Source organism: Pokkaliibacter plantistimulans (assembly GCF_003194385.1).
Classification (GTDB): domain Bacteria; phylum Pseudomonadota; class Gammaproteobacteria; order Pseudomonadales; family Balneatricaceae; genus Pokkaliibacter; species Pokkaliibacter plantistimulans.
The window spans coordinates 1-23,609 of the sequence record NZ_LAPT01000060.1 but is presented as its reverse complement, the minus strand read 5'-3'; the positions used below and the strand labels follow the sequence as shown (position 1 = coordinate 23,609).

Genomic DNA, 23,609 nt, shown 5'->3' with positions numbered 1-23,609 from the left:
ACGACCTGTTAGGTTGTTAGTCGCCGCGAAATGACTCCTTTACCGTCAAGGGCAGGGTTACTCCAACGCGACGCATAAACGGCAAACGCGCCAGAATGCCGATCACCACGACCGCAAACAGCAGACGTGCCCAGAGAATGCCCGACAGATCCGCCCCCATCAGCACGACCAGCAGGGTGTCTTCTATCACGCTATGGCACAGCCCGAGAAAACACAGGGTCAACATGATGTCACGCGGTTGCAGCTGACCTGAACGGGCTTCGCGAATCAGGATGCCTGCACCGTAGCTGAGCCCGAGGGTGACCCCGATGATGGTGACATTGGCGGCATCCTTGCCGATACCGAGAATGCGCAGTACCGGGAACAGCAGAGCATGAATCAGCCGCTCGATACCCAGCCAGCGCAGCACTTTGAGCAGGGTCAGCAAGGCCAAAATGATGGGGAAAATAGTCAGCAGGGTGACTACCTGATCCATCAGCCATCCCACCACCCCGGTGTCTGCTGAGGCCGCCGGGTTCCACAGTACCTGTCCCGGTGTCTGCAGCCAGCCAGTAGCGGCGTAGAACCAGTGCAGGAGCATGCCCAGTACCAGCGCGCCGCCGATGCGCAGAGTCAGGGTGAGGCGCCACGACACACCGGCGGCTTTGGCGACGGCGCCTTCAACTGGCAGCGAGTGTGCCAGTAGCAGCAGCGTACCCATGATGGTGATCTGGGCGCCGGTCAGCGTCTCATGAGCGGCAATATCCAGAAAGACCATCATTGCCGTGTAGATATTGGTCAGCAGCACCGTGGCCCAGACAATACCCAGGCTATCGGGCAGCCCCATCAGCTGCATCAGGGGCGACAGCAGTTTCCCCAGCAGCGCGGTGCCGCCCAGCATATCCAGCAGTTTGACCGCCAGTAAGGCGGGCACCATGACTTTCAGCAGGGCCCAGTACACTCTGAGCGATTCTCCCAGCAGGGCGGTCGCTTCCTTCCGACAGCGCAGCAACGTCGACATAACAAAGGCCTCAATGATGGGTGCCAATGAGCAGCCATTGGCAGGTGTGGGCATTGCAGGCAGTGTAGCGTGACGGGTAAAAATTATTTCCAGATAAGTTGTCAGTTCTTTTTATTTAATTTGTTTTATTTAAATTAAAAGAAATTTTATTAGGTGAGTGTGATGGAGCTGGATCGTATTGACCGTGCCATTCTGAGTACCCTGCAACAGGATTGCAGCTGCACCAATCTGCAGCTGGCAGAGCAGGTCGGGTTGTCGCCTCCGGCCTGCCTGAAACGGGTCAAGCGCCTGACCGATGAGGGTTATATCGACAAGAAGGTCGCACTGCTGGTACCGGAGAAGTTCGGTCCCTGCCTGCATATGGTGGTAGAGGTCATCATGGAGCGTGACAACAAGGCCATGTACCAGCGCTTTCTGAACCGGGCAGTGGCCGCGCCTGAAGTGAAACAATGCTATCGGGTGACCGGCGAAGTGGACTTCGTTCTGATCGTGATGGTGCCGGATATGGATGCCTATGAGGCATTCTGTGACCGGGTGCTGCATGCGGACGACAACATGAAAAAGTTCCGCACCCTGATATCCATGAAGCGGGACAAATTCGAGACGGCGATTGAGGTGAAGTCTTGAATGATAAACAGCCAGAACAGGTGGTTGTTGCGAGAGAAAACACCTGTTCTGGAATATCTAATCGACTTGCTGCACGGTGATCATTCGGTGTTGAAAGTACGTCGGAGTGCTCATTCAGCAGGTGACTCAACTCCGTAGCTCAGCACTTTTTGTCTTATCTGGCTCACGTATTGTGAGCATATTGCTATCAGGAGACAGCACTGTGATTGGTGAGGCTCTGATTTCTTGTCATCACCCAGCTTTCAAAATCGCTGAGGCTATCTTTGGAAAAAAGCTCAGCCAAATCATCCGGATACTGCAGACCCAGTGCCCGATAGCATTGCAGATCAAGATCCTGTTCGCTCTGCACTATGCCGGGGTCAAGCCTGTTCAGCTTCAGTAGCTGAACCTTTTGCCACAGGCGTTTTGCATGGGGAATGCCGAACATGCTGCAGTCTGAGCTGTCTGCTGGGGTGTCATAGTTCACAGCATTGGTGACCTTGTAGCGAATTTCGAAGTCAGGTCTGTCATTCAATACGTAACGAGACTCCAGCGTGCTGCCAATTTCCAGTCGGACTTTATGGCGGGTAAAAGGCATGGTCAGTGAGCACTGTCCCCTAGTAAGACGATGGTCACCATAGACGACGATCTCAGTAGTAAATTGCAAGTCAGTGTAATGCGCAGGATGTTCAAGTATTACCAGCTGCGCAGAGAAGCAACGCTCATCACCGCTAGCAATCGCCAGAGCAGTCTGCCTGTCAAGGCTGAACATACGGCCTAATGGAATCGCTGATTGTTCATCGAATGTACCAGCGGCCAGCAGACTGGCGTTAACCTGAATTTGCTCAGGTATCAGGCTGCCGCTGGGCTTCAGCGCCGATACCAGATGAGCAAATATCGCCACCTGTGGTTCTGCCTTGAGCATGGCCGTCATGGTTTCCGATACAACCAGATCATAGTGAGCTACTGGCGCAGGCCATTTGAGAATATCGGTGCAGTGGATGGCAGCAATACGGTCTCTGACATCCAGTTCATCTATCAGCTTGTTCAGCAGCGTCAACGAGCGATCATGGATATCCAGCAGGGTGATCTGGACCTCTTTTGCCGATAGCAGGGGTAACAGCGGCACGATCAGTAGTCCAAACGGTCCGGTGCCAGCATAGAGAATATTTAGCGGCGTGCTGTCAGCATCCCGATCCGGGCTATCCAGCCGTTCGCGAATGGCGGCATATACTCCCCGTATAAATACCTGGCTGCGCAGTATTTCCCAGGCACAACGGCCGGCAACGACGGGTGACACCGCATTCCCCTTTGCCGTTGCTGTATTACGCTCTGACATCACCGTGGGATTGAGATCCATGCCGGTGATATTACACAGAATGGCGCACATCTCATCGATTAGCGGCTTGTGATTGGCCAGGGTTTCAACGGGGCTGTCGAGATACTGGCAAATGATGCGGGTTAAGGGATGGGGCACAAAGAATCCTCCATGAATTGGGGAGTGCGAGAGCTGTGAGAATGTCTAGAGCCTAGTACTCTCCATCAGGACTGCAAGGGGCGAAAGAATATGATGGTCTCATAGCCGTCGCACACTGGATGTCAGAACGCCGTTCATATAGCTGGAAAAACATGACCAATCGGTTAGTATGTTGCCCCCTCCGTTTCCTCCTGTCTGAAAGGAGCTTCGCGTGAATCAGCGCCTTCCCGTGACACCCGCGTTGCGACTGCCTGAGTTTGTTGCCCTGTTTGCGGTGATGATGTCGCTGACGGCCATGAGTATCGATGCCATGTTGCCTGCGCTGCCAGCTATCGGTCATTCACTGGGAGTGGAAGACAGCAAGGACACCCAGCTGATCATCTCGCTGTTTATTCTCGGTATGGGCTGCGGCGAAATATTCTTCGGTCCGCTGTCCGATGCCATTGGGCGCAAGAAGGCGATTTATATCGGCATCGGCATCTACTGTGCAGGGGCGGTGCTGGCGTTGACGGCAACCGGTATCGAGCAGCTGTTGCTGGGGCGCATTGTGCAGGGGATTGGCGTATCGGGGCCGAAGATTGCTTCGCGAGCCTTGATACGGGATCAGTTCGAGGGCAATGCCATGGCGCGCATCATGTCCTTCATCATGATGGTGTTTATCCTGACGCCGATGATTGCTCCGGCGGTGGGGCAGTTTATTCTGCTGTTTGGTGAGTGGCGTTCGATCTTTCTGGTCTATCTGGTGGCAGCGGTGCTGGCGGTCACCTGGATGGGTATTCGTCAGCCTGAAACCTTACTGCCTGAACACCGTATTCCCATCTCTCTGCGCAATCTCTATCAGTCGGCACGGCTGATTGTCAGTCACCCTAAAGTGATGGCCTACACTTTGACCGCCGGGCTGATTTTCGGCACCCTGCTGTCGTATGTCTCGACCACCCAGGCCATGTTTCAGGATCTGTATCAGGCAGGTGCGCGCTTCCCGCTGTATTTCGCCATCCTGGCGCTGGGCGCGGGGTTGGCCTCCATGGTGAATGGTCGTCTGGTCATGCGTCTTGGTATGCAGCGCCTCACACTGTGCGCGCTGAGCGGTATTCTGGTGGTGGGTTCTGCCTTTCTGCTGCTGGCCTGGTACTACCAGGGCATTCCACCGTTGTGGATCTTCATGTCCTGCTGCTTTCTGCTGTTTTTCTGCCACGGCATGCTGTTTGGCAATATCAATGCCATGGGCATGCAGTATCTCGGCCGGGTGGCGGGTATCGGTTCGTCGCTGATGTCGTCTATTTCCAGCTGGACGGCGGTGCTGGTCGCGATACCTATTGGCCGACTGTATGACCACTCCGTCACTCATATCCCTATTGCCTATCTGGCCTCGGGGCTGCTGGCGCTGTTGCTGGTGCTGGCGGCACGTCGTAGTCAGGCTGGGGCGGTCTGACGGACAAACCAATGGTTTTATTCCAGACTCCCGGTTTGCAGAGTTGCTGTGGGTGTGAGTATGGCAGGTTCATGCACAGAACAGGTTGTATCAACCCCCACTCTGTATATCTGCGGTCGGCCAACTGGCCCAACCGTTTTGATACTGCGTTATGTCCTTACGGAACTGACTCCTTTCTTCCCTCTACTTAATTGACAGCTAAGCCGTTCGGAATGGTGGTCACATCATACCAAGAGACAGGTAGGACCCTCTGACTGAACGCTATCCAAGCAGTTCAATACGGTGGGGATACCGTTATGGCCAACAGTTCCAGTTTTCAGCCTGTCTCAGGCAAATTAAAACCCTCCAGACCTGTCAAGACAGGCTTGCTGGCGCTGGAAGGGAAGGAATATCAGGTACGCATTGCCAGAAACAGTCAGACGTCCGCAACGGACGGTAATCAGCCGCTACAGGCCGTATTCCGGGCACTGTCGGTGGTAGCGGGCTCTCCTCGCGCACCGGAAGTGAAGTCGCAGGGCGGGCACCTGGCTCATCGATTGTCAGCCATGCTGCAAGGAGAATAGTCATGGTGCGATCCGTTTCCCCCACCCCCAGTTTTCAGTCTGTTGAACATCTGCGACAGAGCAATGTCGACACCAAGGCACTGCTGCGTCATGGCAGTCTGTCTATCGGTGGCAGTACATACCGCGTTAGCCTTGCGGCGGACAACAGCATTGCCGTACGCAGGGATACATGGCAAAAGCCCGCAAGCCAAAAGTTTTTTGGTGCCGCCAAGGAGATGTTCACTCACAGGCTAAACGAAGGCACGACCGCTTCTCGAAGTGATCGAATAGCTGATGCTCTGAATAACCGCCACAGAGAGCAGTCACTCGAAGCGGCTGCCCGCCAGCGGTTAGGCAGGCAGGAGCACTTGTCACGGCCCTCCCAGCATAGTGAGCAAAGCAGGCCTGAATCGGTACGTACTCGCCGGAGTGAGCCTCAGGCTTTCTCCCAGCGCCCCTCAGGGATGGGGAACACCACTCCGCCTGTAACAAGAAGTCCGGTATCGACTCCGCCACTACGTACTCTGCAGGATTTTGAGAACGATGAAATAGAACGGGCCGATTATCATGGCGAGTCACCTGATATGAGCAGTGCGAAACGGGCCTTCAAGGAATACCAGAACAGCATGCGGCCAAGTGCATCAGAGGCAAAGCAAAGCCGTGTAAGTTCTCATGAGCATCTGGGTAAGAGTCATTCAGTTGATTTGCCAAACCGCAGTCTGGCGTCTTTTGAGCAGGACGAAATACAGCGAGCAGGGCATTACAGTGAAGAGCCAGATTTGCAGGGTGCACGGCGAGCTTATGATGACTATCAGGCTCAACGTCGAGCCGCTTCTGCACCACCGCCGACCCAACGCTACAGTGCGCCGGTCAGACAGGAAGAACAGAGACAGCCGTCTGCTCGCGAAATTCAGGATGAAGCAAACTATTACGGACACAGTGCCGGCCTGTCGAAGTGGGACACCATGCTGCTGCAATCAGAGGCTGAAGTCGCTGCGCACCGCCGTTCAGAACAGCGCAGCATGCCGGGCTCAACACTGCAGCATGCCCATTCCGCTCCGGCACAGCTGGAGTCCGTAGGCCGGCTCTCTACCAAGGAATTGAAGAGTCAGGCGGTGGATGCTGCGGTCAAACTGAGTGGCCACAATCTCTCCTTTGCTGTGAGCATTCTGGAAAAAGTCGATACGCTGCGGAATGAGCGCGTCCTCAGTCATGCCAACAAACGAGATGCACTGGAAACCTTTATCGACATTCTGAGTAACAAGGACCTCGGGACGACCATGAACAAGCTGCAAGATCTGAACAGGATTCTGGACGGAGCTGGGAGACACCACCGATGAACGACATCTTTATCAATCGCCTGTTCAGCGAGACCTTTGAAAAAATGGGCATACAGCTGGACCCGGACAATATCGGTAGTGAATACCAGCTGCTGATTGATGACCAGTATCCGGTACTGATGCGGTATGACCCGATCAATGAGCGTGTGCTGCTGGTCAGTAATGTTGATACCAGCCAGGTCTCCGACAAGTTGCTGCCTGTTGTGACTAACCGGCTGCTGCAGGCGGGGCTGAATCCGCTGATGGCCAGTGGACCAGGTGCCGGGCGAGATGAAAAGTCAGGTCTGTTTTTCTGTTACACCACGCTGCCGCGTCACGACATTAATGCCGACAAAGTATGCCAGGAGATGATCAAACTGGTGGAGTGGAGCAAGCAGGCGGTTGTAGCGTAATGGGGGCAGCGCCTTTGATGGCAGGGCAGGCTGCGGGCCGATTGCAGGGGCGCCATCATGGTTAACACGGTGGATTCCAGCCACTTTCAGTCGGTGGACGAACTGCAGCGTTCAACGGTCACGGTGCCTGAGTTACTGCAGCACGGCAAACTCAAGGTGGATGGCAAGCGTTACAGCATCAAGCTCGATAGTCATAGTGAGTTGCACGTATCGCCTTCGGCCTTCAAGGGAATGAAAGGGCTGTTCAAAAGCGAGTCAAGCAAGGCAGAAAGTGCTGCCACAGGGCGCAGTATTGCAGCAGTCATTGAAGACAAGGCGCGACAGGCATTAAGTCGCCATGTGGCGGAAACAGCGGCCTCAAGTCTGGCTGGTGCATCATCAACAGCAGATTATTCAGCACTGGTGTCGATGCTGCGTTGTGCTGAGTCAGCGGATGCACTCAGACGGTTGCGTGGACTCACCCAGCCTGTGGATGTGATGGCTGTCTACAACCAGATAACTGCCAAACCACGTAATCAGCAGATGACGTTCAGGCCCAAGGATCAACAGCATGTCCTGGATGAGATGTGTCAGTTACAGGAGCCTTATCAGGGACGTGTATGGATTCATAGTCAGTTGACGGATGGTCGTGAGGGCGTCTCCTTGCGTGATTATGTCAATGAATTGCGCGGCCCGGATCGCGTTAAAGCCTTCGCAGGTAATATCCGCTTTTTCAAGCAGGCAACAGATGGCCAGCTGCATTACGGCGAGTCAGGCGCCAGAGTCAGTCTGGCAGTCAAACCGGAATTTTGCGTCACGCTGGGGAAGGTGCTGGTGCAACTCTGCGCTACTGATCCTGACATCAGGGAGGCCAAACTGATTTCGCCACGTAGATTCGGCAGCAGTGCGGATTCTGCCGTGATTTATCTGGGCCCTGACCTGCACAAAGCCAGTCAGGTGGCTGAGCGTGTCAGGCGTTTGCTGCCTGAAGAGGCCTTTGCTGACCACGCTATTGCAGGCATGCAGCCACTGGCCAAAGGATGTTTCTATGGTGAGTTAACCAAGGCCGATATGCAGCTGGGTGGTAGCCTTGGGTTGTCACGCGCCGCCATCATCAGTGAGGTGCTCAATACCCGCGGTAATACCTCAATGGAGCAGCGCCTCAGAAGTGCCACCGAGCGCCGGGGTTATGAGCCTGACAATCCTGCGTTTATGAAAAGCAGCAAATTCAGGCTGGCTTGACATCGATAAGTAGTTTCTGACTAAACAAGTGACGAAAATCGTAGTGCTTGCGTTATTGAAGACAGCAGATAAAACGCCCGGCTACTTAAAACAGTGCCGGGCGTTTTGCTTTTAGCGCAGGTAACTCAGCATCGAAACGGGATCTTCCAGATAGCTCTTCCACTGATTGCAGAAGCGCGCCATGGTGGCGCCGTCGATGATCCGGTGATCACCTGACCAGCTGATATGGATGATCTTGCGTGCTTCCACCTGACCCTGATCACCGAAGCGCGGCAGGGTCTGCACCCGTCCCAGCGCGACAATGGCGACTTCCGGTTTGTTGATGATGGGTGTGGCCACAATGCCGCCGATGGCACCGACGTTAGAGATGGTGATGGTGCCGCCTTTCAGGTCATCCTGACTGACCCGGCCTGCACGGGCAGCCTGCGTCAGGCGGCCCACTTCTTCGGCGATCTCACGCAGTGAGCGACGCTGCACCTGTTTGATATTGGGCACCATCAATCCCATGGGGGTATCGACTGCCATACCGATATTGATATCACCAAGATAGGTCAGCTCGGTGCAGTCAGGATTCACCCGGCTGTTGAGGATGGGGAAGGCCTCAATCGACAGGGCCAGTGCCTTCATGAAGAACGGCATCATGGTCAGCTTGACGCCGTCTTTCTCGAAGCGGGCTTTCATCTGCTGGCGCAGATTATCCAGCGCCGTGATGTCCAGCTCTTCGGAGTAGGTGAAATGGGGAATGGTGGAGACCGAGTCCTGCATCTGGCGCGCCATGGCAGCGCGGATACCGCGAATGGGCTCGATGCGGTTGTCGCCCTGATCGGCAGCCGGTGCCGCGGCTTTTGTTGGTGCCTGTGCCTGTGATACCGACTCTTGTGAAACAGGGGCTTGCGATACAGGGGCTTGTGATACAGCAGCGTCAGCCTGTGATGAGGTCTGTGTCGCGGGTGAGGTAGCCGTATCGACAGGAGCGGGTGAACCAGCAGGTGCCTGTTGCAGTCGCAGCAGGTCTTCCTTCAATACCCGACCGTTCTTGCCGCTGCCCGCAACCCGGCTGAGGTCAAGGTTCATCTCCCGGGCGATACGGCGCACTGCCGGGCTGGCCAGTGCCTTGCCCTGACCAATGACACCTGCCTGCAGGGCTGCGGGCTGAGCGGGTGTGCTGGCGGAAACTGCACTGCTCTGAGGTTTCAGCTGGGCGATGGTGTGCACATGGGGCGGGTGCTCACCACTGACTTCGATGGCGTACAGCGGGCTGTGTACCCGGGCGATATCGCCCTGCTGGTAGTAAAGCCTGACGATACGGCCACTATCCATCGCCGGAATCTGTACCAGTGCCTTGTCAGTCATCACATCGGCGACGGGCTGGTCTTCTTCGACCAGATCACCTTCTTTGACCAGCCACTCCACCAGCTCGGTTTCAACAATCCCCTCGCCAATATCCGGCAGGATAAAGTCCTTGATGCGGCTGGCACCGTTTACGGTTGCCGGTGTGGTTGATGTTGCTGTCGATGCCGGGTCGTTGGCCGCCTGCTCAGCAGCATCGGCAATATCCAGCGCAAACAGCGGCGCGTGTACTTTGGCGATTTCTCCCTGCTGATAGTACAGCCGGGTTACCGTGCCGGAGTGCATGGCGGGAATCTGTACCAGTGCCTTGTCGGTCATCACATCAGCGACGGGCTGATCTTCCTCAATCACATCGCCTTCATGCACCAGCCACTCCACCAGCTCGCATTCGACAATGCCTTCGCCGATATCCGGCAGAATAAAATCAATTTGCATGTCCCTCTCCTGTTATCTGTTATTTGCGGGGCAGTTCGGCGGGCGCTCAGTAGGAGACGCTGCGCTTGATGGCCTCAAAGGTTTTGAGGTGGTCGGGCATATATTCCTTCTCCAGTGCCAGAGGGAAGGGCGTGTCCAGACCGGTGACCCGCATGATGGGGGACTCCAGATAAAGGAAGCAGCGCTCCTGAAGGGTGGCGGCGATTTCCGCACCGAAACCACAGGTCAGAGGCGCTTCATGGTTGATAATCAGGCGGCCGGTTTTCTTCACCGACGCTTCCAGCGTGTGTACATCCCAGGGCAGCAGGCTGCGCAGGTCGATCACCTCACAGCTGATGCCTTCTTCGCTGGCCAGTTTGGCCGCTTTCTCGATGGCATCCACCTGTGCTCCCCAGGCGACCAGAGTGACGTCCTTACCTTCACTGATCACTTCTGCCTGGCCGATAGGCAGGGTGTAGTCTTCGCTGGGCACCTGACCGACCGAGGCGCGATACAGTTTCTTCGGCTCAAAGAAGATGACCGGGTTGGGGTCGCGGATGGCCGCCAGCAACAGGCCCTTGGCCTGATAAGGGTTGCGCGGCACCACGACTTTCAGGCCCGGGGTATGGGTGAAGTAGGCCTCCGGTGACTGGGAGTGATAGTGGCCGCCATTGATGCCGCCGCCATAAGGAGTGCGAATGGTCAGGCTGCCGACATTGAACTGGTTGCCGGAGCGATAACGGAACTTGGCCGACTCGTTCACGATCTGGTCAAAGGCGGGGAAGATGTAGTCAGCGAACTGGATTTCGGCAATGGCCGTCATCCCGCCAGAGGCGACGCCATTGGCAAAGCCGATGATGCCCTGCTCGGTCAGTGGTGTATTGAAGCAACGCTGCTTGCCGTACTTTTCCTGCAGGTGGCTGGTGGCACGGAATACCCCGCCAAAATGGCCGACATCCTCGCCGAAGCACAGGGCGGAATCGTCCGTGGCCATGGCAATATCCAGCGCACTGTTGATGGCCTGCAGCAGGTTCATATCGCCGACGGTGCCCTGCTGGCTAACGGTCTGTTTGTTCGTGCTCATTATTTGCCCTCCCCGGTGCTGTTGTCCTGCGTCAGGCGCCAGGAAGTGACGGGATAGAAATCCGGATACTTACGGATGTGATCCTTCAGCGCCGACAGCTGTTCCTGCAGATGCCAGGGCGGGGTGTCGTACACATCGTTGACCAGTTCCTCCACGGGGGATTTGGCAATTTTTTCGGCGGCTTTCATGGCATCCATCACGGCCTTGCGATGGTTATCTCTGGCGGCGGCTTCCTGTTCTTCATTCCACCAGCCCTGCTGGACCAGCCAGTTCTTGAAGCGGATAACCGGGTCTTTCTGGCGCCACAGTTCTTCTTCTTTGCGACTGCGATAACCGCTGGGGTCGTCCGAAGAAGAGTGCGCACCCAGGCGGTAGGTCATGGCTTCGATCAGCACCGGCTGATGCTGTTCAACCGCCAGACGGCGCGCTTCCTGAGTGGCTTTGAGGACGGCCAGCACGTCGTTGCCATCAACCCGGATGGACTTCAGACCATAGGCAACGCCACGGGGAGCAATACCGTCACCGGCGAACTGTTCGCTGGTCGGGGTCGAGATGGCATAGCCGTTGTTGCGGCAGAAGAAAATGGTGGGGGTTTTCAACACGCCTGCCATGTTCAGCGCTGCATGGAAATCGCCTTCAGAAGCTGCGCCTTCACCGAAATAGCAGATAACGCAGTTGGCTTTACCCTGTGCCTTGAGGCCATAGGCGTAACCGGTGGCTTGTGGCAGCTGGGTACCGAGCGGTGAAGAGATGGTCATATAGTGCAGGTCGCGCGAGCCATAGTGGATCGGCATCTGCCGGCCTTTGCCCAGATCGTGCTCGTTGGAGAACATCTGGTTCATGAAGTTTTCCAGCGGAAAGCCGCGGAAGGCCAGTGAGCCCTGTTCGCGGTACTGGGCGAACACCATGTCTTGGTTATCCAACGCAGCGGTGCTGCCGATGTCAGCCGCCTCTTCGCCGGTTTCGGTCATGTAGAAGCTGATACGCCCCTGACGCTGGGCGGCCAGCATGCGCTCGTCGAGCGCGCGGATAAACAGAAAGGTGTCGTAAATCTTGACGGCAAGAGCCTGATCAATCTCGGGCAGGGTTGCACCGGGGTAGAGCTGGCCGTCTTGCTGGAGAATCCTGAGTGTCGGAATGGAGAGATCCGCGCTGCCGGTAAATACCGGCTGGTGAACGATGCCACCATCCTGTTGTTGACTGCTCATAAGTGACCTTCTTTTGTTGTTATCTAGGCGGTTCAAAGGGTATTTGAGCGGATTTAGCCGAGCTCCGGTAAGAGCGCCAGCGCGGGACCGGGGGTAGTGGCCGTTGCTTTGGGCATATCCATGTCTGCTATTAAAGGTACGTCGTTGAAGCTGTTTTTGCCTGCATTCGCTGATGCAGTCAGGGTTAACTGATTCTTGGTGTCTGTGCCCGGTGGTTCAAGGCAGCCAGCGGGTAAGTGTCAAATAAAATTATCGCCCTGATCAAAGATTGCACCACCCTATTCTACGTTGACGTAAAAGTAAACTAGCTGCCCGGCTGAGAGTGTTTCAGCCTCACAATGGAGTTCACGATCCATGTCAATTAAGCGCGCGAATCTGCCTCCCCCCATTGGCTGTGTAGCCCGTTATCTCTATGCTGGGCAGGTTTTGTTCGACATTTAGGGAGTGCCTGTTGTGTGGGTTAGTCATCGCCGTTACCTGGCCATGGAGCAGAAGTACCAGGATCGTATCAATGCACTGGAGGCCGAACTGGCGCAGATACGTGAGCAGCAGAACACCGTGTCACGGGATACTGAAGCATCACTCCAGCGCTGTGAGGCGCAGCGCAAAGAGTTCAGGGATGTCAGCCAGCACTGGCATACCGGTACCCAGTTAATTACCAATGTACGGCAGAGTGTGGCCAACGTGTTTGCCACCTTGCAGCAGGAAAAGAATGGCCTGACCAATGCCGACGATCTGTTTGAAGACAGTCGTCGGGTACTGGGCAAGATTCTCGAACAGCTCGCCAGTGCTAAATCGCAGGCGGACAAAAGCGTCGGGCATGTGCACTCCCTGCAGGGTGTGGCCAAGGAAATCGTCAGCTTTGTCGGCGTGATTCGTGATATTTCTGAGCAGACCAACCTGCTGGCGTTGAACGCGGCCATTGAAGCGGCCCGTGCCGGTGAGCAGGGCCGTGGCTTCGCCGTGGTAGCTGACGAGGTGCGTAATCTGGCGCAGAAGGCCTCCGAGGCCAGTGGCGAGATTGCCAATCTGGTGGAGCAGATTGCAGGTGTTACCCGTGAGGTGGAGAACAATATTCAGTCCATGACCTCCAGCAGCGATGCCATGGCGGCGTCGGCGGAGCAGGTGAGTAGTGCCGTCAACGAAGTGCTGAACATGTCTGGCAAGATGCAGCAAACCATCGAGCACAGCGTGAATGCCACCTTCGTGGAAACCGTCAAGCTCGATCATGTGGTGTGGAAGAACAATGTCTACGCCAGCGTCTGGGAGCTGGGTGGCATGGGCGCTGAGCTGGCTGATCATAAGGCGTGCCGCCTCGGCAAATGGTACTACCAGGGCGAAGGCAGTGCGCTGTATGGCCATCAGTCGGCGTTCAAGCGGCTGGAAGAGCCTCACCGTCAGGTGCATCAGCATGGTTTGAAAGCACTGGAGGCCAAGGTGGAAGGTAATATCCCGGCCATGGTCGACCATTTACGGCAGATGGAACGTGCCAGTCAGGAAGTGGCCGGACTGTTGAGTGACCTGGCCTGAGGACGTGTCCGCTGGCTGAGTTACCGTGAGAAAAATGGGCGCATCTATGGTGAGGTGCGCCCATTTTTATTTTTACCCGATGTTCGTTTTCGTCAGAGCGACAGGCGACTGCCAGCCTGACGCTGTTTACATGCTCGCGGCAATCTGCGCAGCCAGACGGGCATTATTGAAGACCAGCTGGATATTGGCTTTCAGGCTGTCGCCACCGGTAATTTCCGCCACCTTGGCCAGCAGGAAAGGCGTGGAGTCTTTACCACCAATGCCTTTCTCATCCATTTCGGCCAGCGCGTTGCTGATGGCCTGATCAATCTTGCTGCGATCCATGGCGAACTGTTCGGGGATCGGGTTAGCGATCACCACACCACCGTTCAGGTTCAGTGCCCATTTGGCTTTCAGGGCATCAGCGATCTGCTGGGGAGTATCCAGTTGGTAGTCGACGCTGAAGTCACTTTCGCGGGTGTAGAACGCGGGCAGGGTAGCGGTCTGGTAGCCGACCACAGGCACGCCGTGGGTTTCCAGATATTCACGGGTCAGACCGATATCAAGAATGGACTTGGCACCGGCGCAGATGACCGCCACGTTGGTGTGGGCCAGCTCCTGCAGGTCGGCAGAGACGTCGAAGGTTTCCTCTGCACCGCGATGCACGCCGCCAATACCGCCGGTGGCGAAAACACGAATACCTGCCATGGCAGCCAGAATCATGGTGGAGGCAACAGTGGTGGCGCCATCCTTGTCGCTGGCCACGATAAAGGGAATATCGCGGCGGCTGGTTTTGATCACGTTCTGGCCAGCCTGACCCAGATATTCGATCTCTTCCTTGCTCAGACCCACTTTCAGACGGCCTTTGATGATGGCGATGGTGGCCGGTACGGCACCGTTGTCACGGACAATCTGCTCGACCTGTAGTGCGGTTTCGGCATTCTGCGGCCAGGGCATGCCGTGGGAAATGATGGTGGATTCCAGAGCGACAACCGGCTTGCCTGCGTCCAGGGCGGCTTTCACTTCGGGATGGATATCGAGATAGGCGTTCATGGTTAATCCTTTCAGGCGTTGTGCTGAGAATGGGCGGTATAGGGGAGTGTCCGGGTCTGCTGCAACAGGCGCTCGACAGCGGTGACCGACATGGTGGGGTTGATGGTCGATGGATGGGTCAGAGCCAGCGCCGCACTGGCTACGGCAAAGCGTGCGGCGTCGCTGCTTTGCCAGCCTTGCAGCCAGCCATGGGCCAGACCGGCGAGGAAGGCATCACCTGCACCATTGGCATTGACCAGATCGACCGCCAGAGGGGGCAGAATCTGTTGCTCTGCCGTGCCCTGATCGTTCATTTCACTGAGATACGTGCCGCGTGCACTCAGGCTCAGGCAGAGGCGTTTTACACCCTGCTGATGGAACCAGTCGGCGAGGCCGGGCAGATCATCATCGGAGCGGACTTGCAGCCCCGATAACTGCTGCGCTTCCAGCAGATTGGGCTTGAGGGTATGAATGGACCCTAGCAGCCCGCGCAGCTTCTCTGATTTTGGCCCGGAGACGGTATCGACGAAGATCGGCACCTGACTGAACTGGCTCAGCAGGTATTCCAGTACCTCACGACTGAGGTTGGTATCGATGATCAGCAGGCTGGCGCGTCGCAGCATCTCGGCATGACTGACCAGCGTTTCCACCCGCAGGCGCTCAATAATGGCCATGTCGTTGATGGCCACATGCATATCGCCACTGGCATCCAGAATCGACAGATAAGTAGAGGTCGTGGCGTCGTCCAGCAGCAGGCAGTAACGCATGTCGATACCCGCCTGCTGACAGTGTTCCAGCAGCATCTGACCGTAGGCGTCTTTGCCGATAGGTGCGATCAGACGGCTGTCTGCCCCAAGTCGGGCGAGGTTTTCGGCAATGTTGCGGCCCACTCCACCGGGTGAACAGCTGACCCGGCCGGGGTTGGAGTCCTGTAGCTGAAAGGCAGTGGCCGGCTGGCCGAGGATATCCATGCTGGCACCGCCGATCACCACCGCGTAGGGCGCATTGGCAACGATATAACCCTTGCCGCGAATCGCCCCCTTGTTGGTGAGGTTCATGATATGGCCAGCCACTGCAGAGCGTGTGATGCCCAGACGGTCAGCCAGCGCCTGCTGAGAAATCAGCGGATCCTGGCGGATCAGCAGCAGAATTTCCTGTTCGCGTTCAGTGATCACAAACTTATGTCCGTGTTGCAAACTAAAGTTTGCTAATTATGTTGCTTAATCCTGACTTGGCAAGCATCACTGATGATTTTTCTCCTTTCGTGCAGTTGTTTGAGGCCTGGCACCTTATGACGTGGCTGAGCAGGAATTTCTGCACTAGCCTGTCTAAAGAGCGGCTGACAAAGAGTCACATTTGGGTTTTAGGCTACCTGTCGCCATTAGGCGTTATGTCGCCACCGTTAGTATTTCTGGCCAGGGTTCGGGGAAGTATTGAATGGATGAAGAATTAGATTTTCTGCCAGAGTCCGATCTGCCGGTCGGTTCTGCCTCCAGCACTAACTGGCGGGTGTTGGCCGTTGATGATGACCCTAAATTTCAGCGCTCGCTGGCATTTGCTCTGGCCAATATGGAGCTGATGGGGCGCGCTATTGAGCTGGTGCAGGCATACAGCATGGCCGAGGCGGCCGCATTGCTGGGGCAGGATCCGCATTTCGCGGTGGTACTGGTCGATGTTGTGATGGAAACCGAGGATGCTGGTCTGCGTCTGATCAAGGCGGTGCGTGAGATTCTGGGGGTATCGGAGACACGCTTTATCCTGCTCACTGGCCAGCCGGGAATGGCGCCAGCGGAATCAGTCATGCAGGACTATGACCTGTCCGACTATGTGCTCAAATCGGACCTGGCAACCCGCGGTATACGCAATATTCTGACCGCCGCAGTACGCAATTATCATCAGCTGAAGACGATTTCGGCGGCCCGCCGTGGCTTGCAGCTGATTGTCGAATCCAGCAATCGCCTGTTGGGCATTCGTAACCTGTCGCAGATTGCCTCGGCCACCCTCAGTGAAATTGCCACCCTGATCAACGTGCCTGACGAAGGGCTGGTGTGCGTCAATCGGGCGGCGGCGGTGGGTCTGGCAGAGGGTATGGACGAGCCTGAACCCATTACCATCGCTGCCAGTGGCCGCTTCCGGCCCTACATCAACAGGGCTTTGCGCGAGTTACCCGATAGCGAAGTGCAGACCATTCTCTATCAGGCACTGCTGGAGAAAGCCTTTGTCGGAGCGCCAGAGGGGCAGGTGCTGTTCTTCTCTAAATCGGCCGCCATTTCCGAGTTCGCCATTTACGTGGCCACCGGACGTCAGCTCACTGAAACCGAAATGGAACTGCTGCATGTGTTTGCCGCTAACGTGTCGCGTGGTTTCGGCAATGTCGCACTGATCAGCAAGCTCGACCGGGTAGCCTATCAGGATGAGCTGCTGGGTATTCCCAATCGCAGTGCGATCCTAAGGGAGCTCGCGCGTCTGAATAAGCTGAAGGATGCCAGCATGTTCCGGCTGGTACTGCTGGATCTGGATCACTTCTCTGGTTTCAACAACCTGTTTGGCTCCGAGTTTGGCGATGCCGTCTTGCGCGCTGTGGCTGAACGCCTGTCGGCGTCCTTTCCTCAGCCTACCGTCATCGGGCGCCTGCATTCGGACCTGTTTGCCATCATCGGACATGCCGACAGTGTCAATCTGCATGCGGCACAGCAGATGTTTGAGCAGCCCTTTGAAATCAATCAGAGCAGCCACAACCTCACGGCTTGTCTGACGGCCATGTCACTGACGGTGGGGGCGGAAGATGCTTCGTCATTGCTGCGCTCGGCAGTCACCACATTGCGCATTGCCAAGGCCCATGGTGCCGGGTCGGTACAGCCGTTCGATCCAGAGTTTGAGCGACAGGCCAGCGAACGCTTTGAGCTGATGCAGAAGCTGGTCACGGCCATTCGTGAGCAGCAGTTTATTCTGCACTATCAGCCGCAGGTCGATTTGCAGACGGGCGAGGTGGTCGGAGTAGAGGCGCTGATTCGCTGGCAATCCGACGAGGGCATGATCTCCCCCGGTGTGTTTATCCCGCTGGCTGAACAATCGGCTTATATCCACTGCATTGGTGACATTGTCGTCAACCACGCCTGTCAGGCGGTGCAGCGCCTCAATGCGGAAGGGTTCGAAAAGATGCTGGTCAGCGTCAACTATTCGGCGCGGCAGCTTGAGCGGGCAGATGTGTTTGAGCGGTTACGTGTGGCCTATGAGGCGGCAGGAATAGAGCGCAAGCGGTTATGCCTTGAAGTGACCGAGACGGCGATGATGCAGTCTTTCTATCAGGTGACTGCGTTACTGGAGCAGCATCGTAGCCTGGGGGGAACGGTCGCCATCGATGATTTTGGCACCGGTATGTCATCGCTGGAGTATCTGCTTGAACTACCCGCTGATCATCTGAAGATCGATATCGCCTTTGTGTCACGCCTCGATATGGACGAGCGCAGCCGCTCGCTGGTACGCATGATCATTGCGCTGGGACAACGGCTGGGTATTTCTGTGGTGGCTGAGGGGGTTGAAACCGAGCAGCAGGCCAACTGGTTGCGTGACAATGGCTGCAATATTGCCCAGGGCTGGCTGTTTGGCAGGCCCATGCCGCTGGAGGACCTGATCCAGTGGCTGCATAACCGCCAGCAGGGCGAAAGGTGAGTGAGCACATGGCACATACATCTGCTCGCCGGGTGACCCTCTGGCTGGGGTACCTGCTGCCCTGGTGGATCATCATCCCGCTGGGCACCTGGCTGATCTATAACAATGCCTCCAGCCGCGAGCTGGATCAGATCAGTTATGCCCAGCGTGATCTGGTAGCCCATGACAACCGTCTGGTCGAAGGCTATCTGACCAAGGTCTACAAGGATGTGTTGCTGCTGGCGGGCAGTACCGCATCCGTGCTGGACAGCTCAGCTGCCGCTCCCGATGCGCTGCTGGCCAGCCTGTTCAGCGATATAGGTCGTGCTTACCCTCAGTACATGCAGATTCGCTGGTTATCGAATCAGGGGGTGGAAAAGGTGCGTGTCGACAGAGCAGGGCCGCAGCTCAGGGTCATTGCCGGGCAGGACTTGCAGGACAAATCCAGTCGCTACTACGTGCAGCAGGGGTTGAAGACAGCGCCGGGTAAAGTCTATGTCTCGCCACTGGATCTCAATGTAGAGGGCGAGAAGATTGAGACACCCTACCGTCCGACACTGCGTGCAGTGACCAAAGTAGTGACAGCCAGTGGCGACACGCAGGGATTAGCGGTGCTGAATCTCGACGCCAGCAAGCTGATTGCGGAACTCCGAACCTCTGCTGATGCCATGCTGGTTGATGAACAGGGCTACTGGCTGGTCGGGCCTGACGCCAGCAAGGAATGGGGCTTCATGTTCAACGACCCGTCTCGTCGTATTCAGGTTGAGTACCCGGAGGTCTGGCAACACATCATCACTGAGCAGGCAGGGCAGTTTCTCGATGAGCACGGTTTATGGACGTTCGCGCGTGCCAACCCCGAGCAGGAGCTGCAGATCAGTGCCGATGAAATACCGGAGTTATATACCCTGTCGCGGGTAACCACGCCGCTGGTGCTTCAGCGTCAGTTGCAGCTTTTTTACTTCAGTGTTGGCGCTGCCGTATTGCTGATGGTGTCCTGTCTGGCCGGTTTTCTTGCCCTGAGCAGCCGCCGTCTTGACACCAAGGCGAAGGAGTTGCAACACAGCAATGCTCAGCTGACCACGACACTTGGCCAGCTACAGGCCTCACAGGATGAACTGGTTCGCACGGAAAAACTGTCATCACTCGGTTTGATGGTGGCGGGTGTCGCCCATGAGCTGAATACGCCGATTGGTGCAGGCATGCTGTGCGTCACCACTCTGGCTGACCGGTTGCGAGACTTCAAACAGGCCTTTCTGGCGGGCGGGGTCAAGCGCTCTGAGCTGGAGCAGTTGCTGCAGCATCAGAGTGAAGGGTTGCAGATGGCCGAAGCCAGCCTCAATCGGGCAGCCACGCTGATACAGCAGTTCAGGCAGGTGGCCGCTGATCGTGCCAATGCGGATATCCAGTCATTCTCCCTGCAGGCGCTGGTAGCCGACATCCTCGCTCTGACGCACGGCCAGTGGAAACACAGCGGTCATCAGGTGGTGACCGATATTCCTGCCGACATTGAAATGATCAGTTATCCCGGGCCATTGGGGCAGGTGATACAAAACCTGCTGCATAACGCACTGGTGCATGCCTTTACCCTTGGCGATACCGGCACCATTTCGATCAGTGCCAGCGTGAGTGCCGCCCAGTCGGTGGACATTCTGGTCAGTGACGACGGTATCGGGATAGCGCCAGAGCACATCAAACGTGTGTTTGACCCTTTCTACACCACGCGGCGAGGCGCCGGTGGCACAGGGCTTGGGCTGCATATCGTGCATCACCTGACCACCGAGGTGCTGGGGGGGCGGGTCTGGATTGAAACCGGGCTGCATGAAAGAGGAACCACCATGCACCTGCGTTTCCCGCTGGACTGCCGCCTGCCACTGCAGGAGACATTGGCAGAGTAGGGGAGTCTGATCCTTTTGGGCCTGTGCACGGACGTGCCTGCATGGTGGAAGCCATTATTCTGATAGTGGGCACCGCTAACGTCGTTCTGTCAGTCTTCCTGTCTGGCAGGTGTCACAGTGAATACCTTTCCGGGAAAATTTCACTGTTGCCCGGCTCGCGTACACTCTGAAGCTGATTCGATTCAGCCGTCTTTTGACGTTAACGTCATCGTTGAACACTTCTTGCTCCGTCCGGATTTCTCTCTATACTTCCTGAAATTTTCATCGAAACGTTTGCGCAAACGTTTCGCTCCACCTAATACCTATAACCCGGAGCCGTCGATGAGACTCGGTCCTTTACTTAACCAGCCCTTGTCTGCCTACCTGTCTATGCTTGGTCATACTGACGAAATTACGCTGGGTGATGCGGGTTTGCCCATCCCTGCACAGGTTGAACGTATTGATCTGGCGCTCAAACGCGGCGTTCCCGGTTTGCTAGATACACTGGAAGTGGTGTTGGCCGAAGTGGCGGTGGAGGCCGTGACGCTGGCGCAGGAACTGCCTTCCGTCAGCCCCTACATGCATCAGGCCATGCTGACGCTGGTTAGTGCAGCAGGCCAGCGCCGCGGTATCGACATCGCCATCCACTACGTCAGCCACAGTGATTTCAAAGTACAGAGCGGACGCTCCCGCGCCGTGGTGCGCACAGGCGAATGTACTCCCTATGCCAATATCATCCTGCACGCAGGAGTGGCATTCGAGGGAGGGCAGTGATGGAACCCATCCTCTCGCTGACAGGTATCGAGAAGGCATTTCCGGGTGTGAAGGCGCTGGACGGTGCCGCACTCAATGTCTATCCCGGTGAGGTCATGGCCTTGCTGGGAGAAAACGGCGCTGGCAAGTCCACCATGATGAAGGTGCTGACCGGGATTTATCAGGCAGACCAGGGCACCCTGAGCTATCAGGGCCAACCGCAGTGGTTCACCGGCCCCAAAGCCTCGCAGGCGGCGGGCATCAGCATCATCCATCAGGAGCTGAACCTGATCCCTGATCTCAGCATTGCCGAAAATATCTTCCTCGGTCGCGAAAAGACCAGCGCTTATGGCCGCATTTTGTGGCGGCAGATGTACGCCGAAGCCCAGCAGCTGCTGGATAGGCTGCGCGTGCGCCACAGCCCGCGGACTCGTCTGGGTGATCTCAGCATCGGCGAACAGCAGATGGTGGAAATAGCCAAGGCGCTGTCGTTCGAATCGAAGGTCATCATCATGGATGAGCCGACCGATGCGCTGACCGATACTGAAACCGAATCCCTGTTTGCGGTGATTCGCGAGTTGCGGGCCGAAGGGCGCGGCATCGTCTATATCTCCCACCGTCTGAAAGAAATCTTCGAGATCTGCAACCGTGTCACCATCCTGCGTGACGGTCGTTTCATCACTGAACGTGCCATTGAAAGCCTGCAGGAAGAGGAAATGATCGAGCTGATGGTGGGGCGCAAGCTGGAGGAGCAATACCCCCGTATTCATACCGACAAGGGGCAGGCAACACTGGAAGTGGCGCAATTGAGCGGCCCCGGCGTCAGGGAGGTGAGCTTCAGCCTGCAAGCCGGTGAGATTCTGGGTTTCTCCGGCCTGATGGGCTCAGGGCGTACCGAGCTGATGAAGCTGCTGTTTGGTGCCTGTCGCGCCACGGCGGGCAGTATCCGTGTCGCCGGGCAGGTGGTTCAGCACAACAGCCCTCAGGATGGCCTGCGCAGCGGGATTGCCTATATCTCCGAAGACCGCAAGGGCGATGGTCTGGTGCTGGAGCTGTCAGTGCGGGAGAACATGAGCCTGAGTTCACTGCGTCAGTTTACCGGTGCGGGCTTCCATATCGGCAAGCAGGCAGAAACCGGCGCCGTGGATGAATACGTGCGCCACTTCAATATCAAGACCCCTAGTCAGGAGCAGCTGATCCGCAATCTGTCCGGCGGTAACCAGCAGAAAGTCTCCATCGCCAAGGGGCTGATGACCCGTCCCCGCGTGCTGATCCTCGATGAGCCTACCCGTGGCGTCGATGTTGGTGCCAAGAAGGAGATCTATCAGCTGATCAATACCTTCAAGGCGGAAGGCATGAGCATCATTCTGGTGTCATCGGAGATGCCGGAAGTGCTGGGGATGAGTGATCGCATTCTGGTAATGCATGAGGGGCGCATCAGTGCCGAGTTTGAGCGCAACGATGCCACCCAGGAAAAATTAATGGCCGCTGCCGTAGGTAAGCAGGCGGCGTAATGGCCTCCTGCGTCGTCAGTCACCTTTGATCAATTGCCGAAGTGAAAATAATGAATAACAGCACCCGTCAACTTACTCCTGCCACCGGCCTGTTCAGCAAGCACTGGTGGATGGAGCAGAAGTCTCTGATTGCCCTGCTGATCCTGATCGCCGTTGTGTCGACCATGAGCAGCAACTTCTTCACTGTCGACAACTTCATGAACATTCTGCGCCAGACCTCCGTTAACGCCATCATGGCCGTGGGGATGACGCTGGTGATCCTGACCGCCGGTATCGACCTGAGTGTCGGGTCCGTACTGGCGCTGACCGGCGCTTTTGCCGCCACCATGGTGGCCATGGAACTGCCGCTGGCGGTCACGCTGGTGGTCACACTGGGCGCCGGATTGCTGCTCGGTTGTGTCAGCGGTCTTATTGTGGCCAAAGGCAAGGTACAGGCCTTTATCGCCACACTGGTGACCATGACGCTGCTGCGTGGTGTGACCATGGTGTATACCGATGGTCGTCCGATTACCACTGGCTTCAATGAGGCGGGCGATGCCTTTGCCGTGCTTGGCACCGGTTACTGGTTTGGGATTCCGGTTCCGGTCTGGCTGATGGTCTTTGTCTTTGCCGGTGCCTGGTATCTGCTGCATCACACACCGCTGGGCCGCTATATCTACGCACTGGGCGGCAACGAGGCGGCCACCCGTCTGTCGGGTATCAACGTCAACAAGGTCAAAGTGGCGGTGTATGCCCTGTGCGGCATGCTGTCGGCACTGGCAGGCCTGATTGTGACCTCACGTCTTTCCTCCGCTCAGCCAACCGCCGGTATGGGCTATGAGCTGGATGCCATCGCCGCTGTGGTACTGGGCGGCACCAGTCTGGCAGGTGGCAAGGGCCGGGTGATGGGCACGCTGATTGGCGCACTGATCATTGGTTTTCTTAATAACGCGCTGAACCTGCTGGATGTGTCGTCCTACTATCAGATGATCGCCAAAGCGGTGGTGATCCTGCTGGCGGTGCTGGTTGACAACAAAAGCAAGTAGTGCAAACACATGGCGCTGACAGCACCGATAAGCCGTCAGTGTCTGGCTCTGCCGCTGCTCAGGACGGGCTGCGTTAATGGTCAGGAAGATCTGATGACTCCAGACCGTTGAAAAGCGTGATCGAGGCAGCCGAGACAAGGAGGAAACAGGCGAAAAAGCGCAGTTTAGTGAGCTAAATGAGCATT

19 protein-coding genes are annotated in these 23,609 nt (G+C 56.6%); 12 read left to right on the top strand and 7 right to left on the bottom strand.

Annotated features, from left to right (window positions below; translation table 11 throughout):
• Nucleotides 1-16: 16 nt before the first annotated feature.
• Entirely contained in the window at nt 17-1,000 is a 984-nt protein-coding gene (locus WH50_RS12945) for a hypothetical protein (RefSeq protein ID WP_110187693.1), read from the bottom strand.
• 162 nt (nt 1,001-1,162) lie between these two features.
• Between WH50_RS12945 and WH50_RS12940 the strand changes: the two genes are divergently transcribed.
• Nucleotides 1,163-1,627: an Lrp/AsnC family transcriptional regulator gene (locus WH50_RS12940; RefSeq protein ID WP_110187684.1), complete on the top strand. Its 465-nt coding sequence runs from the start codon at nt 1,163-1,165 to the stop codon at nt 1,625-1,627.
• Nucleotides 1,628-1,814: 187 nt separating this feature from the next.
• Here the strand turns inward: WH50_RS12940 and WH50_RS12935 are convergent, their stop codons facing one another.
• Nucleotides 1,815-3,083, bottom strand: a complete 1,269-nt coding sequence (locus WH50_RS12935) for a methyltransferase domain-containing protein (protein ID WP_110187683.1) — start codon at nt 3,081-3,083, stop codon at nt 1,815-1,817.
• 211 nt (nt 3,084-3,294) lie between these two features.
• On the opposite strand from WH50_RS12935, the gene WH50_RS12930 reads away from it, so the two are divergent.
• The 5 genes from WH50_RS12930 to WH50_RS12910 all read left to right on the top strand — a co-directional run bounded on the left by WH50_RS12930 (nt 3,295) and on the right by WH50_RS12910 (nt 8,010).
• Nucleotides 3,295-4,515 (top strand): multidrug effflux MFS transporter, encoded by a 1,221-nt coding sequence (locus WH50_RS12930; RefSeq protein ID WP_243410100.1) that lies wholly within the window; start codon nt 3,295-3,297, stop codon nt 4,513-4,515.
• A gap of 296 nt (nt 4,516-4,811) precedes the next feature.
• On the top strand, nt 4,812-5,078 hold the full coding sequence (locus tag WH50_RS12925; protein ID WP_110187682.1) for a hypothetical protein: 267 nt from the start codon (nt 4,812-4,814) through the stop codon (nt 5,076-5,078).
• 2 nt (nt 5,079-5,080) lie between these two features.
• Entirely contained in the window at nt 5,081-6,397 is a 1,317-nt protein-coding gene (locus WH50_RS12920) for a hypothetical protein (protein ID WP_110187681.1), read from the top strand.
• A complete protein-coding gene (locus WH50_RS12915; protein ID WP_110187680.1) occupies nt 6,394-6,789 on the top strand; it encodes a type III secretion system chaperone family protein in 396 nt (131 codons plus the stop codon). The genes WH50_RS12920 and WH50_RS12915 overlap by 4 nt, the downstream gene beginning before the upstream one ends.
• A gap of 57 nt (nt 6,790-6,846) precedes the next feature.
• Entirely contained in the window at nt 6,847-8,010 is a 1,164-nt protein-coding gene (locus tag WH50_RS12910; RefSeq protein ID WP_110187679.1) for a T3SS effector HopA1 family protein, read from the top strand.
• Nucleotides 8,011-8,121: 111 nt separating this feature from the next.
• Here WH50_RS12910 and WH50_RS12905 read toward each other — a convergent pair whose 3' ends face one another.
• The 3 genes from WH50_RS12905 to WH50_RS12895 are packed head-to-tail and all read right to left on the bottom strand — an operon-like array spanning nt 8,122 to nt 12,066.
• Entirely contained in the window at nt 8,122-9,795 is a 1,674-nt protein-coding gene (locus WH50_RS12905) for a dihydrolipoyllysine-residue acetyltransferase (RefSeq protein ID WP_110187678.1), read from the bottom strand.
• Nucleotides 9,796-9,841: 46 nt separating this feature from the next.
• Nucleotides 9,842-10,858, bottom strand: a complete 1,017-nt coding sequence (locus WH50_RS12900; RefSeq protein WP_104152235.1) for an alpha-ketoacid dehydrogenase subunit beta — start codon at nt 10,856-10,858, stop codon at nt 9,842-9,844.
• Nucleotides 10,858-12,066, bottom strand: a complete 1,209-nt coding sequence (locus tag WH50_RS12895) for a thiamine pyrophosphate-dependent dehydrogenase E1 component subunit alpha (RefSeq protein ID WP_110187677.1) — start codon at nt 12,064-12,066, stop codon at nt 10,858-10,860. The genes WH50_RS12900 and WH50_RS12895 overlap by 1 nt, the downstream gene beginning before the upstream one ends.
• A 453-nt stretch (nt 12,067-12,519) precedes the next feature.
• Here WH50_RS12895 and WH50_RS12890 point away from each other — a divergent pair, with 453 nt between their 5' ends.
• Nucleotides 12,520-13,596 carry a methyl-accepting chemotaxis protein gene (locus WH50_RS12890; RefSeq protein ID WP_110187676.1) on the top strand — a complete coding sequence of 359 codons (1,077 nt, stop codon included), beginning with the start codon at nt 12,520-12,522 and terminating at the stop codon, nt 13,594-13,596.
• A gap of 126 nt (nt 13,597-13,722) precedes the next feature.
• On the opposite strand, the gene WH50_RS12885 is transcribed toward WH50_RS12890, so the two are convergent.
• Nucleotides 13,723-14,628: a pseudouridine-5'-phosphate glycosidase gene (locus WH50_RS12885; protein WP_110187675.1), complete on the bottom strand. Its 906-nt coding sequence runs from the start codon at nt 14,626-14,628 to the stop codon at nt 13,723-13,725.
• 11 nt (nt 14,629-14,639) lie between these two features.
• On the bottom strand, nt 14,640-15,782 hold the full coding sequence (locus WH50_RS12880) for a PfkB family carbohydrate kinase (RefSeq protein WP_207780295.1): 1,143 nt from the start codon (nt 15,780-15,782) through the stop codon (nt 14,640-14,642).
• Nucleotides 15,783-16,044: 262 nt separating this feature from the next.
• Here WH50_RS12880 and WH50_RS12875 point away from each other — a divergent pair, with 262 nt between their 5' ends.
• From WH50_RS12875 to rbsC, 5 genes are all read left to right on the top strand, one after another.
• Nucleotides 16,045-18,279, top strand: coding sequence for an EAL domain-containing response regulator (locus tag WH50_RS12875; protein WP_110187674.1), 2,235 nt, complete (start codon nt 16,045-16,047; stop codon nt 18,277-18,279).
• Nucleotides 18,280-18,287: 8 nt separating this feature from the next.
• Nucleotides 18,288-20,153 carry a sensor histidine kinase gene (locus WH50_RS12870; RefSeq protein ID WP_110187673.1) on the top strand — a complete coding sequence of 622 codons (1,866 nt, stop codon included), beginning with the start codon at nt 18,288-18,290 and terminating at the stop codon, nt 20,151-20,153.
• 321 nt (nt 20,154-20,474) lie between these two features.
• Complete coding sequence (gene rbsD / locus WH50_RS12865; RefSeq protein WP_110187672.1) at nt 20,475-20,906, top strand: D-ribose pyranase; 432 nt, start codon at nt 20,475-20,477, stop codon at nt 20,904-20,906.
• Nucleotides 20,906-22,399, top strand: a complete 1,494-nt coding sequence (gene rbsA / locus WH50_RS12860) for a ribose ABC transporter ATP-binding protein RbsA (protein WP_110187671.1) — start codon at nt 20,906-20,908, stop codon at nt 22,397-22,399. Before rbsD ends, rbsA begins: the two co-directional genes overlap by 1 nt.
• Before the next feature lie 50 nt (nt 22,400-22,449).
• Nucleotides 22,450-23,424, top strand: a complete 975-nt coding sequence (gene rbsC, locus WH50_RS12855; RefSeq protein WP_110187670.1) for a ribose ABC transporter permease — start codon at nt 22,450-22,452, stop codon at nt 23,422-23,424.
• The last annotated feature ends 185 nt before the right edge of the window (nt 23,425-23,609 follow it).